This window comes from Cryobacterium cryoconiti (genome assembly GCF_004403065.1).
Classification (GTDB): Bacteria; Actinomycetota; Actinomycetes; order Actinomycetales; family Microbacteriaceae; genus Cryobacterium; species Cryobacterium cryoconiti.
In genome coordinates this window covers 41,543-54,225 of sequence record NZ_SOHA01000032.1, presented here as the reverse complement: position 1 = coordinate 54,225, position 12,683 = coordinate 41,543, and the positions used below count along the sequence as shown (strand labels likewise).

The 12,683-nt window shown below is 69.3% G+C and carries 12 protein-coding genes; 5 read left to right on the top strand and 7 right to left on the bottom strand.

Going from position 1 to position 12,683, the window contains the following annotated elements:
- Nucleotides 1-49: 49 nt before the first annotated feature.
- Complete coding sequence (locus tag E3T49_RS10320) at nt 50-1,186, bottom strand: 5-(carboxyamino)imidazole ribonucleotide synthase (RefSeq protein WP_134424821.1); 1,137 nt, start codon at nt 1,184-1,186, stop codon at nt 50-52.
- A 122-nt stretch (nt 1,187-1,308) separates the two neighbouring features.
- On the opposite strand from E3T49_RS10320, the gene E3T49_RS10315 reads away from it, so the two are divergent.
- A complete protein-coding gene (locus tag E3T49_RS10315) occupies nt 1,309-1,845 on the top strand; it encodes a GtrA family protein (RefSeq protein ID WP_134424820.1) in 537 nt (178 codons plus the stop codon).
- On the opposite strand, the gene E3T49_RS10310 is transcribed toward E3T49_RS10315, so the two are convergent.
- Together E3T49_RS10310 and E3T49_RS10305 are read right to left on the bottom strand one after the other, a co-directional pair.
- The gene (locus tag E3T49_RS10310; RefSeq protein WP_241972759.1) at nt 1,842-2,399 is read right to left on the bottom strand and encodes a PH domain-containing protein; all 558 of its coding nucleotides are present in this window, start codon (nt 2,397-2,399) and stop codon (nt 1,842-1,844) included. The two genes, E3T49_RS10315 and E3T49_RS10310, sit on opposite strands and share 4 nt — an antisense overlap.
- A gap of 26 nt (nt 2,400-2,425) precedes the next feature.
- Entirely contained in the window at nt 2,426-3,268 is an 843-nt protein-coding gene (locus E3T49_RS10305) for a biotin--[acetyl-CoA-carboxylase] ligase (protein ID WP_134424819.1), read from the bottom strand.
- Between the two features lie 182 nt (nt 3,269-3,450).
- Between E3T49_RS10305 and E3T49_RS10300 the strand changes: the two genes are divergently transcribed.
- Nucleotides 3,451-5,064 carry an acyl-CoA carboxylase subunit beta gene (locus E3T49_RS10300; RefSeq protein ID WP_420898541.1) on the top strand — a complete coding sequence of 538 codons (1,614 nt, stop codon included), beginning with the start codon at nt 3,451-3,453 and terminating at the stop codon, nt 5,062-5,064.
- Nucleotides 5,065-5,072: 8 nt separating this feature from the next.
- On the top strand, nt 5,073-5,372 hold the full coding sequence (locus E3T49_RS10295) for a hypothetical protein (protein WP_241972758.1): 300 nt from the start codon (nt 5,073-5,075) through the stop codon (nt 5,370-5,372).
- Nucleotides 5,373-5,673: 301 nt separating this feature from the next.
- On the opposite strand, the gene E3T49_RS10290 is transcribed toward E3T49_RS10295, so the two are convergent.
- The 4 genes from E3T49_RS10290 to E3T49_RS10275 form a co-directional block, all read right to left on the bottom strand.
- Nucleotides 5,674-6,714, bottom strand: a complete 1,041-nt coding sequence (locus E3T49_RS10290; RefSeq protein ID WP_134424817.1) for a hypothetical protein — start codon at nt 6,712-6,714, stop codon at nt 5,674-5,676.
- Nucleotides 6,711-8,006: a sensor histidine kinase gene (locus tag E3T49_RS10285; RefSeq protein ID WP_134424816.1), complete on the bottom strand. Its 1,296-nt coding sequence runs from the start codon at nt 8,004-8,006 to the stop codon at nt 6,711-6,713. The genes E3T49_RS10290 and E3T49_RS10285 overlap by 4 nt, the downstream gene beginning before the upstream one ends.
- Nucleotides 7,993-8,697: a response regulator transcription factor gene (locus E3T49_RS10280; protein WP_134424879.1), complete on the bottom strand. Its 705-nt coding sequence runs from the start codon at nt 8,695-8,697 to the stop codon at nt 7,993-7,995. The genes E3T49_RS10285 and E3T49_RS10280 overlap by 14 nt, the downstream gene beginning before the upstream one ends.
- A gap of 61 nt (nt 8,698-8,758) precedes the next feature.
- The gene (locus E3T49_RS10275) at nt 8,759-10,072 is read right to left on the bottom strand and encodes a class I SAM-dependent RNA methyltransferase (protein ID WP_134424815.1); all 1,314 of its coding nucleotides are present in this window, start codon (nt 10,070-10,072) and stop codon (nt 8,759-8,761) included.
- 45 nt (nt 10,073-10,117) lie between these two features.
- Between E3T49_RS10275 and E3T49_RS10270 the strand changes: the two genes are divergently transcribed.
- Nucleotides 10,118-10,771 (top strand): Maf family protein, encoded by a 654-nt coding sequence (locus tag E3T49_RS10270; protein WP_134424814.1) that lies wholly within the window; start codon nt 10,118-10,120, stop codon nt 10,769-10,771.
- A 109-nt stretch (nt 10,772-10,880) separates the two neighbouring features.
- Nucleotides 10,881-12,668, top strand: a complete 1,788-nt coding sequence (locus tag E3T49_RS10265) for an acetyl/propionyl/methylcrotonyl-CoA carboxylase subunit alpha (protein ID WP_134424813.1) — start codon at nt 10,881-10,883, stop codon at nt 12,666-12,668.
- Nucleotides 12,669-12,683 lie beyond the last annotated feature (15 nt).

Sequence of the window (12,683 nt, the reverse complement as noted above, 5' to 3'; positions counted from 1 at the left end):
GGGCGGAATCGGGCACAGGGTTGTCTGTCACGGGTTCGATCCTATTTGGTCAGTCCTGAAAGATTGCCGCTGCGGCGCGCGCCTGGTAGGCGGCGAGGTCAAGATCGTCGCCGCCGACGGTCACATGACCGACCTTCCGGCCCGGCCGCGGATCCTTGCCGTAGGTGTGCACCTTGGCTGCCGGATAGGCCTCGAACACGGCCGGGTACCGCGCCGAGAGGGCACCCTCGGCCGGTCCCCCGAGGATGTTGACCATGACGGTCCACGGGTCCCGGGTGTCGGTCGCGCCGAGCGGAAGGTCGAGCACGGCGCGGAGGTGCTGCTCGAACTGGCTCGTCGTCGACCCTTCGATCGACCAGTGACCGCTGTTATGCGGGCGCATCGCCAGCTCATTGACCAGGATGCGCTCATCCGTCGTCTCGAACAGTTCGACGGCCAGCATGCCCGTGGCACCGATGCCCTCGGCGATGCGCACGGCGATGTCGGCCGCGGCCTGGGCCAGACGGCCCTCGGACGACGGAGCGGGCGCGATGACCTCGGCGCAGACGCCGCCCTGCTGCACGGTCTCCACCACGGGCCACACGGCGATCTGCCCGGACGGGCGGCGCGCGACCAGCTGGGCCAGCTCGCGGCGGAACTCGACGAGCTCCTCCACCAGGAGGGCACCGCCGTTGCCGTCTTCGGCGAGCGCGGCGAACCAGTCGTCCACCTCGTGGTCGTGGGTGACCAGGCGCACCCCCTTGCCGTCGTAGCCGCCGCGGGCCGTCTTGACGACCGCCCGGTTGTTGTGGGCGGCGAGGAACACGCCCAGTTCGGCGGCGTTCTCCACGCGCGCCCAGTCGGGCACGGGCAGGCCCAGTTCGGTCAGGCGCTGCCGCATCAGCAGTTTGTCCTGCGCGTACAGCAAGGCGTCGGGCCCCGGATGCACCGCCACGCCCCGGGCCACGAGCTCGCGCAGGATCTCCTGCGGAACGTGCTCGTGGTCGAACGTGACGACGTCGACCGTGGCGGCGAAGGCCAGCACCACGTCGCGGTCGCGGTAGTCGCCGACCTGCACCGCCGCCAGATCGGCCGACATGCCCTCGTCCTCGGCGAGCACCCGGATGTCGATCCCCAGATTCACCGCCGCCGGAATCATCATCCTGGCCAGCTGGCCGCCGCCGATCACGCCCACAGTCGTCTTCATCGCTCCACCACAATCCTTGCGACCGGTCATTCTCCGGTACGGGTTCTCTCAGGCGGCAGGCTGGGCCTCGCCGTAGACTCGGGTTCTCGACTTCTATCTTTGCCCATCATCCGGAGGGATGCATGCCGAGTACACCGCGCACGTCCGCACGGCTGTTGGCCTTCGCCAGCCAGCTCGGCAAGTTCGGCGCCGTCGGCCTGGTCGGCTTCGTCGTGGACTTCGCCGTCTTCAACCTGCTGCGCACGACGGTCTTCGACCCGGAACTGGTGCACGCCGGACCGATCTACGCCAAAGTCGTGTCGACCACGCTGGCCATCCTGGTGAATTGGCTCGGCAACCGGTACTGGACCTTCGGCGCGAACCGTCAGTCGCACACGCTGCGCGAGGGGGTCGAGTTCTTCGCCGTCAGCCTGGTCGGAATGGGTATCGGCCTGGCCTGCCTCTGGGTCAGCCACTACCTGCTCGGCTACACCAGCCTGCTGGCCGACAACATTTCCTCGAACGTGATCGGCCTGTTCCTCGGCTCAGCCTTCCGCTTCGTGCTCTACCGGCACTGGGTCTTCTCCCCGAAGCGCAAGGCCGCGGCCGCCTCGGAGCGGGAACCCCAGCGCGCGGAGCGGGAACCCCAGCGCGCAAAGCGGGATCCGCAACGCGCTTAGCGGGAACCCCAGCGCGTGGTCTCCCCGGTGCTTGCCGCCTGTTCCTGCCGCCGCGAGCCCATCAGGGTGCGGGAGGACTCCATCAGATCGTGCAGCACCTGCTGCACCAGGTCGGCGTTCGGCACATCCTTCAACACGAGCGGCTGCTCCAGCCCGGCGTTGATCAGCACATCCCCCGAGTGGGCGATCGACTGCAGCCAGTTCTTACGCACGGTCACGTCGTAGCCGCGGCTGTGCAGCAGTTCCTGACGGGTGCGCACGAAGAACCCGTGCCGGAAGATGATGCGCCGGGTGGTGATCGTGTAGCGGTTGTTCAGCCACGACGCGAGCGGCAGCAGCCAGAGCAGCAGCACCAGCACGACAGCGGCGACCAGCAGCGCCGTGTTCTGCCACGGCTCCGGCAGGGAACCGAAGAAGTATGCGGTGGCGCCGACGATCGCCAGCAGTGCCAGGCTGGGCCAGAACAGCACCCGGGCGTGCGGCCGGAGCCCGGCCACGACCGATTCGGCCGGGGGAAGCACCTCGGCAGTACCGAAGCCCGCTGTCTTTGTCATAACCCAACTGTTTTTGTCATAACCCATTAATACCGCAGGTGGGTGACATCCCCGGCGGCGACCGCCTGCAGGTCGCCGTTCGTCTGGTCCTCGACGATCAGCCGGCCGCTGTCATCGAGGGCGATCGCGGTGCCCACCAGATCGGTGCCGCCGGGCAGTTCCACCCGCACAACCCCGCCGAGCGTGCCGCACAGCTCGGTCACCGTCTGCAGCAGCCCGCTTCTCACCGGATCGCCCCCGGCCGCGAGGAAGTCCCCGGTGAGGTTTCGCAGTTCGGTGAGGTACCGGGCGAGCACGGCGTCAGCATCGGGGAGCGAGCCGGTCACGAGCATCAGCGACGTGGAGGTGAGGGTGGGCAGGTCGTGCTCGTCGAGGGACACGTTCAGCCCGGTGCCGATCACCAGCCCGCGCGCGTCGGGCAGCAGCTCCGACAGCACGCCGGACACCTTGTAGCCGTCGATCAGAACGTCATTGGGCCACTTCAGGGTGACCTCGTGCCGCGGTGCGTCCTCACCCGGCCCGACCACCCGGGCAGCCAGGCTCGCCTCGACGACCTCGCGCACGGCGCGGGTCATCGCCGCCCCGGCGAGCAGGGGGAACCAGCCGAAGTGCGAGGTCGGCAGCGGCACCGCACCGGACACCGGCCGCAGCAGCACCGAGATCGCGAGGGACTTACCGGTGGGGGCGAGCCAGGTGCGACCCATTCGGCCGCGGCCGCGGGTCTGGTTGTCGGTGACGACCGTCGACAGGTCGGGCCAGGCGGCGGCATCCTCGCCCGTCGCGTGGGCGACCAGAGCGTCGTTCGTCGACCCGGTCTCGGCCAGGTACTCGAAACGCGGCACGACCTCGCGGCTGAGCGGAAACTCCATGTGACTCTCTCCCCTTGCATAACTCCTGCAATTCTGCCGAAACCGGGCCGAAAAGGCACAATTCCGGCCCGAATCCGAGAATTTGCAGGAGTTATGCGTGGGGAGCGGGGGTACCCGACCAGCAAACCGGCCGGTTTTTGTAGAGAATCGTCAACGATCGGGGGCAGGGGCTGGCCGGTAGAGTGAACCGCGTGACTGAGAACTCGCCCCTCGCGGGCCCCGACCTGTACACGACGGCTGGAAAGCTCGCCGACCTCAAGCTGCGCTATCACGAAGCCGTGACCGCGAGCGGCGAGGCGGCGATCGAGAAACAGCACGCCAAGGGCAAGATGACGGCCCGGGAGCGTATCGATCTGCTGCTCGACCAGGGTTCGTTCGTCGAACTCGACGAGTTCGTGCGGCACCGCACCCACGCGTTCGGCATGGAGAAGAAGCGGCCCTACGGCGACGCCGTCGTCACCGGGACCGGCACCATCCACGGCCGCCAGGTGGCCGTGTACTCGCAGGACTTCACCATCTTCGGCGGTTCGCTCGGCGAGGTCGCCGGCGAGAAGATCATCAAGGTGATGGACCTCGCCCTGAAGACCGGGGTGCCCATCATCGGCATCCTCGACTCCGGCGGAGCGCGCATTCAGGAGGGCGTCGTCGCTCTCGGCAAGTACGGCGAGATCTTCCGCCGCAACACGGCCGCCTCCGGTGTCATCCCGCAGATTTCGATCATCTGCGGCCCGGCCGCCGGCGGCGCGGTCTACTCCCCCGCACTGACCGACTTCGTGATCATGGTCGACAAGACCAGCCAGATGTTCGTCACCGGACCCGACGTGATCAAGACCGTCACGGGTGAAGACGTCGGCATGGAGGAGCTCGGCGGCGCGTACACCCACAACGCGGTCTCCGGGGTGGCGCACTACCTCGCGAGCGATGAACCCGACGCCCTCGACTACGCCCGCACGCTGCTCAGCTTCCTGCCGGACAACAACCTGGCCGATCTGCCCGTCTTCGACAGCGATATCGAGCTGGAGACGACGGATGCCGACCTCAAGTTGAACACGATCATCCCCGATTCCCCGAACCAGCCCTACGACGTGAAGACCGTGATCGAGCACATCGTCGACCACGGCGACTTCCTCGAGACGCAGCCGCTGTTCGCGCCGAACATCGTGGTCGGCTTCGCCCGGGTCGAGGGACGCTCGATCGGCATCGTCGCCAACCAGCCCAGCGCCATGGCCGGCACGCTCAACATCCCGGCCGGCGAGAAGGCCGCCCGGTTCGTGCGCTTCTGCGACGCGTTCTCGATTCCCATCCTCACGCTGGTCGACGTGCCCGGCTTCCTGCCCGGCACCGACCAGGAGTGGACCGGAATCATCCGGCGCGGCGCCAAGCTGCTCTACGCCTACGCCGAGGCGACCGTTCCCCTGGTCACGGTCATCCTGCGCAAGGCCTACGGCGGCGCGTACATCGTGATGGGCTCCAAGCAGCTCGGTGCGGACATCAACCTCGCCTGGCCGACGGCGGAGATCGCCGTCATGGGCGGTCAGGGCGCCGTGAACATCCTGTACCGCGCCGAGATCAAGAAGGCCGAAGCAGCCGACGAGGATGTCGCCGCCGTGCGCACCCGCCTGGCCAACGAATACACGTACAACGTGGCCAGCCCCTTCCTGGCGGCCGAGCGCGGCGAGCTCGACGGCATCATCGAGCCGGCGACGACCCGGGTGGCGGTCACCAAGGCGCTCCGCGCCCTGCGCACCAAACGGGCCAGCCTGCCGCCCAAGAAGCATGGGAACATTCCGCTGTAGGCGGCGCCATGACCGACTCAACGATTACTCCCTCGAATACCGCAGCGGAAGCGAACCCGGGCACGGATGTGAGCGCTCCCGCGGATGCCTCCGAGCAGGCCGTGCCCGGGCTGCGCTTCGTCACCCGCGGCGTCACTCCCACCGAGGCGGCGGCCGTGTCGGCCGTGCTGCACGGCCTGGTCCGCGAGGAGTCCGACAGCCTTCTGCTGGCCCCGGCGCGCGGCCAGAGCGCGTGGCAGCGCAGCCAGCGCGCCATCCGTTCGCCTGTCACTCCCGGCACCGGCCGCTGGCGCGGGTTCCCGGGCTGACGCCACCCGACTGATCCGGTCCCCCTAAATGCCGACTTTTCACGGTGGCCCGGTGAGAGGAGTATTACTTGTGCCGGGTGAATCTCTCTGAGATTCACGACCATGGCCCGTCGACTAGGGTAAGCAGTCGGGTTGTGGGGGCGCGTCAGGGTGACATTCGGGTTGTCGCCCTGGCACGAAGTTGAAAGGGACCAACCTCACGGTTGGTCCCTTTCGCATTTCCCCCGCATTCAGCGGAGAGGCTGCACCGGCCCGCCCAGTCCGGCAGCGTCCACTCCGGCAGCGTTCACTCCGGCGGCGTTCACTCCGGCGGCGCGGACACCAGAGCCGGGTCGCGCGGGATCTCCAGCCAGAGGTCGACCTCCGGCTCGGGCGATTCCTGGCCGAAAGCGCTCAGCTTTGCATCCGCGCTGCTGAGCCCGACCACTGTGACGGCCGTCGCGGACCCGTCTCCGGCGGTTCGGGCGATGATCGTGTCGGCCATCGTGCCGTCGATGGCCACCGCCAGCGCGTTGAGCACCGATTCCAGCTCAGCCCCACGGATGTCGTCGATGCTGCCCTCGTCGAGCAGGGTCACGATCGCACCGCGACGCCGGGCGGCCATGACCGCGTCGCGCACGGCGTCGTTGAGCAGCTTGCGGCCGCGGATCTCATCCCGCACAGCGGCCTCGAGGTACCGGGACTCCTGACGCTGCTCGGCGTTCAACTCGCCGTGCTGGTCGATGATCCGGCGCAGCATGGGTGCCGCCAGCCGGATGGTCTGGGCCAGCCGCACCTGCCGCTCATACAGGTGCGCCTCCTGGGCGGCCTGCCACTCGGTGGCCTCCTGCTCGGCCAGTGCGTACTGTCGCGCGTCACGGCCCGCCTTCGCCAGGGCCCGCGCCAGGATCACCGCGACGGCAACCCAGACGACGCTGCCGATGACGCCCATCGAGACCAGGGCCGCCGGCCCGGCCCAGAAGATCGTGTGCACGACCAGAATCGCGGCTCCGATCCAGGCCAGCCCCGAACGGCGCCGGGTGGCGGTGACCGTCATCAGGGTGCCCACCGCGGCGACGTACCAGGTGGCGTAGCCGTTGTCGACGGAACCGTCGAGCTGGCTCCCCACCAACAGCGGCAGTATCGCGCACACGGCCACGTTGAAGTACGCCAGCCACACCGGCATCCGCGTCGGGCTGGTCGGCCACAGGCTGACCACGGTGGCCACGGCGTAGACGATGATGGCGAGGATGGCCGGCAGCGGCGTTTGCGGCTGCCCCAGCGAGTAGAACCCGAGCACAACGTGATAGGCCGAGAACATGGCTGCCAGGGACAGCACCAGCCCGCGCGGTACGGAGATCATGCGCGCGCTCCCCCGTCGGTGGGCCAGTTGATCGTGATGGTCGTGCCGCGGCCGATGGCGGCGCACACTGTGACGGAACCGCCGGCGCTGGCCACCCGGTCCTTTATCGAGATGCGCAGCCCCAGCCGTTCGGCCGGCACCGCTTCGGGGTCGAAACCCACCCCGGAGTCGGCGATCACGATGGTGCAGCCGCCCTGCGGGTTCGCGCTCATGGTCAGGGTGCGTTCGGGCTCCAGGTCTGACGTGCCCGCGTGCTGGGCGCTGTTCACCATGGCCTGCCCGCTCGCGGCGAGGATCGCGTCCCGCGCATGGGCCGGCAGCCGGAGTCCGTCGATCTCGCACTCGACGATGGTGAAGGGCACCGACAGGCGGGCCGCGGCGGCACGGATCTGCCGGCTGAGCTCGCTGAAGGGAACCGTGCTGTCGTCGCCGGCCGGCACGATGGCGGCGTCGTTGAGGCGGGTCAGGGCATCCGCCGCCATGCCGGATGCCAGCTCGGCCGCCTTCGGGCTGCCCGCCGCGGCCGCGGCGAGGAAGGTGGCCAGCACGCTGTCGTGCACGATCGAGTCGACCTGCACCCGCTCAACCTCGGTGGCGTGCTGGCGCACGGCGTTTCCGTACTGGTGCAGCGCGTTGGTCTGAGCGCTGTCGACTGCGGCCGCCGTCTGCCGGAGCATGAAGATGATGATCAGGATGACCTGGCCCAGGAGGATCGCGTAGACCGCGTCGAGGCCCGAGAGCAGCAGGTCCGCGTCGCCGCCGGACGGCGTCGACCGCACCACACCGTAGATGATCGGAGCGGCGAAGGTGTAGATCGCGGCCCAGAGCACGGGGAACGCGAGGGCCGCGCAGGCGGTCGCGATCGTGCACATGTACCAGAGCCACGGTTTGCCGTCGAGTACGGCCGCCGGGTCCCGCATCAGCAGCGGCCAGGCCAGCAGTGCCGCCAGGTAGACCAGTGCCACGGCGCCGGCGGCCGTGCGCACGCCGACCTTGCTCACCGCGGCCACCACGACGGCCACCAGGGACAGCCCGAGCAGCACCGGTGCGAGAAAGCCCATCACCGGCAACCGGACCGGGGCCTGTGCGAGCATGATCGGCAGCGCCTGAAGGGCGAAGACCACGCCGACGCCGGCAACCGACCGCGAGGCCACAACTTCGATCCGGGTGCGGCTGATCGGGTTGCGCGGCTGTTTGGGCCCACCGATCAGATCGACGTCCAGCGGTTCACCGTCCGGGTTCTTCCCGGTGAGCCCCGGCGCGCCGGCAACCGCGGACTCAGCCGCGGCCATCTCCGCCATCCGGGTCGAGGCCCGGCAGGATCCCGTCTTCGACGGCACGCCGAAGCAGGTCCACCTTCGTGGGGGCAGGACGGCCGACCTCCACGTACTTCACCCGGATCCGGTCGAGGTACTCGCGGGCGGTCGAGTGGGCGATGCCGAGCTGCATCGCGACCATCTTCAGCGGCAGACCCGACGCGTACAGGTGCAGCACATCGCGTTCGCGCCGGCCCAGCTGCGCCTTGGCGAAATCGCGGTCGGCGTCGATCGCCGTGGCCCACTCGAGGTTGTTGAGCACGTCGCCGCGGGCCACGGATGCGACGGCGGCCATGACGGTTGTGGTGGGTGACGATTTCGGGATGACGCCGGACGCTCCCGCGGCGAGCGCCTCGCGCACCAGGGCGACCCGGTCGGCGATGCTGTGCACCAGCACCGACGCTCCCGTGCTCTGGGCGCGGTGCACGTTGTCGGTGACGCGGGACCCGTCACCCAATGAGAGGTCGAGCACGATGACGTCGACGGCGCGACCGGCGATGCCGTCCACGAGTTCCTGCACCGTGGGGGCGGTGAAGATGACCTCGTAGCCCACGTTCTCGCACGCCGCCTTGATGCCCAGGCGCACCGACTCGTGATCGTCGGCGATGCCGACGCGCACGGGATGACCCAGCACGGCGGTGTCGACGGGATCAGTGGGCGAAGGCAGAGGTGCTAGCGGGTGATTCACGGTTTCCTACATTCTCGCGGTGTCTACGGATCAACGATAGCTAGCGGGACAGGAGTGCGACGGCTTCGACATGGTGCGTATTCGGGAACAGGTCGAAGGCGCGGAGCCGGCGCAGCTCGTAGCCGTGCCCGGCGAGCAGGGCGATATCGCGGGCCAGAGCCACCGGGTCGCACGCCACGTAGACGATCTGGGCCGGTCCGACGGCACCGAGCAGGTCGATGACCTCCTTGCCTGCACCGGAGCGCGGCGGGTCCAGGATGACCGTCGCGGCCGCCTGGCGGGCCCGGTCGGCGGCGCTCGAGTCGCGCACGAGGGCGTTCAGGAACCGGTCGACGCGGGAGGTCTGCACACTGGCGCCGACCCATTCGGCGAGGTTCTCGGCCGCGAAGTCGGTGGCCTGCGGGTCGCTCTCGACGCTGGTCATGCGCACGGTGCTGCCGAACCGGTCGCCCACGGCGGCGGCGAGCAGGCCCACTCCGCCGTAGAGGTCCAGGTTCGCGGCCCGCGGGTCGAACGCATCCGCGTCGATGGTGTCCTGCACCGCACGGTAGAGGGTCTCAGCGGCGCTGGTGTGCACCTGCCAGAACCCGGCGGCGTCGAGGCGGAATTCGCGCTCGCCGACGACCTCGCGGATCAGGGTCTTCGGGGTGTGCCGGCGACGACCCTTGTCGTCCTGCTCCGCCACGAGGATCTGCACGGTGCCCAGGCTCGGTGCGACGATGTCAACGGATGCGGCGCCGGGGAACATCTTGTCCAGGGGCGCGGCCGCCTCCAGCAGGCGATCGGCCAGCGGCAGATCGCCGACCGGGATGACACGGTGCGACCGGGCGGCGTACGGGCCCACCGAACCGTCCTCGTCGACGTGCAGCCGAACGCGGGTGCGCCAGCCGGTGCCGTCGGCGGCGTCGCCGGGCGATGCGTTGCGGCCGACCGGGACCGGCTCGACCGTGACCGGGGAGTCGACGCCGGCCATCCGTTTCAGGGCGTCGGCCAGAACCTGGCGTTTCAGCTCGCGCTGGTAGCCGAGTTCGATGTGACCGAACTCGGCGCCGCCGGCGCGGTCCACGGGGTCGCGGTCGAGGGCGGCGGATGCCCAGATGTGCGGTTGGCGCTCGGGTGCCGGGGTGAGCACCTCCACGGTCTCCGCGCGCCAGAAGCTCTTGTGGCTGGCCGAGGTCAGGCGGGCGCGCACGCGCTCCCCCGGGAGAGTGTCGCTCACGAAGACCACGCGGCCCTCGTGTCTCGCGATGAAGATGCCGCCGTGAGCTACGTTGGTGACGTCGAGTTCGAGCTCTGCGCCTACTTCTGCGGAGTGTCCGCTCGAATCTGCCTGAATGTCATTGCTGGTGCCCATCCTTCGATGATCCCACACCGCTTCCACCCCCAGCGAAGGAAACCCATGCGCTTGTACCTGGCGTCCACGTCTCCGGCCCGGCTGATGCTGCTGCGCACGGCCGGGATCGAGCCCGTCACGGTCGCCCCGGACGTCGACGAGGACGCCGTCGCGGGCGAGGCCGCCCGGGCCGCCGGAGCACCGCTCACACCGCACCGGGTTGTGGAACTGCTCGCGCGGGCCAAGGCCGAGGCCGTGTCCCGCGCACTGACCGGCAGCGGCGACATCGTCGACGGCCTGGTGCTCGGCGGCGATTCGGTCTTCGTGATCGACGATGTCATCTACGGCAAGCCGCACACCAGCGCCAAGGCCCGCGAGCGTTGGCAGCTGCAGCGCGGTCGCACCGGACAGCTCTATTCCGGCCACTGGCTGATCGACCACGCCGACGGTGTCGTCGGGCGCTCTGTCGGCGCCGTGGCCGTGGCCGACGTCACCTTCGCCGACGACATCGACGACGAGGAACTCGACGCCTATATCGCCACCGGCGAGCCCCTGTTCGTGGCTGGTGCCTTCACCATCGACAGCCTCGGCGCGCCGTTCATCACGCATATCAGCGGGGATCCGTCGACCGTGGTCGGCCTGTCGCTGCCGACGTTGCGCCGGCTCGTGACCGGGCTCGGTCACGCGTGGCCGAGCCTGTGGAACCGCGGCAACGACTGATCGACCGCCGGTTTTCGAGCCCGATTGTAGGCATCCGCACCTTTCTCGCCCGCGTTTTTGTGGGACAGAACCAAAAAGCCTGCGGCTCTGACCCATAAGCTAGGGCACTGTGCCCCCAATAACGAAGGTCCTCATCGCAAACCGGGGCGAAATCGCCGTCCGGGTGATCCGAGCCGCAAAAGACAGCGGCATCCTCTCGGTTGCCGTCTACGCCGACCAGGACCGCGACTCGATGCATTCGCATCTGGCCGACGAGGCCTACGGCCTGGACGGAACGACGAGCGCGGACACCTACCTCGTCATCGAGAAGCTGCTTTCCGTGGCCCGACGGTCCGGCGCCGATGCCGTGCACCCCGGCTACGGGTTCCTCGCCGAGAACGCCGACTTCGCCCGCGCCGTGATCGGCGCCGGCCTGATCTGGATCGGCCCCTCCCCCGACGCCATCGAAAAACTGGGCGACAAGGTGTCCGCCCGGCACGTGGCCGAGAAGGTGAACGCGCCGATGGCGCCCGGCACCCTCAACCCCGTCGCGGATGCCGCGGAGGTGCTCGACTTCGTCGACCTCCACGGTCTGCCGGTCGCGATCAAGGCGGCCTTCGGCGGCGGCGGACGCGGCCTCAAGGTCGCCCGCACCCGCGAGGAGGTTCCCGAGCTCTTCGACTCCGCGACCCGGGAGGCCGTCGCCGCGTTCGGTCGCGGCGAGTGCTTCGTGGAGAAGTACCTGGACAAGCCGCGTCACGTCGAGACCCAGTGCCTCGCGGACGCCGACGGCACCGTGGTGGTGGTCTCCACCCGCGACTGCTCGCTGCAGCGCCGCCACCAGAAGCTGGTCGAGGAGGCCCCCGCGCCGTTCCTCACCGACGCGCAGCGCAGTGAGATGTACCGCGCCTCCAAGGCGATCCTGGCGGAGGTCGGCTACGTCGGCGCCGGCACCTGCGAATTCCTGATCGGCCAGGACGGCACCGTCTCGTTCCTGGAGGTGAACACCCGGCTGCAGGTCGAACATCCGGTGTCGGAGGAAGTGACCGGCATCGACCTGGTGCGCGAGCAGTTCCGCCTGGCCGAAGGCGGCCGCCTCGACTACGACGACCCGGAGCCCATCGGGCACTCCTTCGAGTTCCGCATCAACGGCGAGGACGCCGGCCGCGGCTTCATGCCGGCCCCCGGGCCCGTGCACGTCTTCAAGCCCGCCGGCGGCCCCGGCGTGCGCGTGGACAGCGGCGTCACCGCCGGCGACGTCATCTCCGGCTCCTTCGACTCCCTGCTCGCGAAGCTCATCGTGACCGGTGCCACCCGCGAGGAGGCGCTGGAGCGTTCCCGCCGGGCCCTGGACGAGTTCGAGGTCGCGGGGCTGCCCACCGTGCTCCCCTTCCACCGCCGGATTGTGCGCGACCCCGCGTTCGCGCCGGCGAACGGCGAGCCGTTCTCCATTTACACCCGGTGGATCGAAACCGAGTTCGTCAACGACATCGAGCCCTGGAACGGGTCACCGGAAGAGTTGACCGGCCCGGCCAAGCGCCACAACGTCATCGTCGAGGTGGAGGGACGCCGGATCGAGGTCAGCCTGCCGGTTCGGCTGCTGCCCGGCACGGCCGGTGAGAACACGGCCGGCCCCGCACCGCGGCGCCGCACCGGCTCGCACGCCGTCAGCGCGGCCACCGGTGATGCCGTGCACGCCCCCATGCAGGCGACGATCGTGAAACTGGCCGTAGCCGAGGGCGACCTGGTCGTCAAGGGCGATCTGCTGCTGGTGCTCGAGGCCATGAAGATGGAGCAGCCGCTGACCGCTCACAAAGACGGCGTGGTCGGCAACATCGGCGCGATCATCGGTGCGACCGTGGCGTCCGGTTTCGTGCTGATGGCCGTCGTCGACGCCGACGTCGTCGTCACTGCCTGACGCCTGACCCCGCGT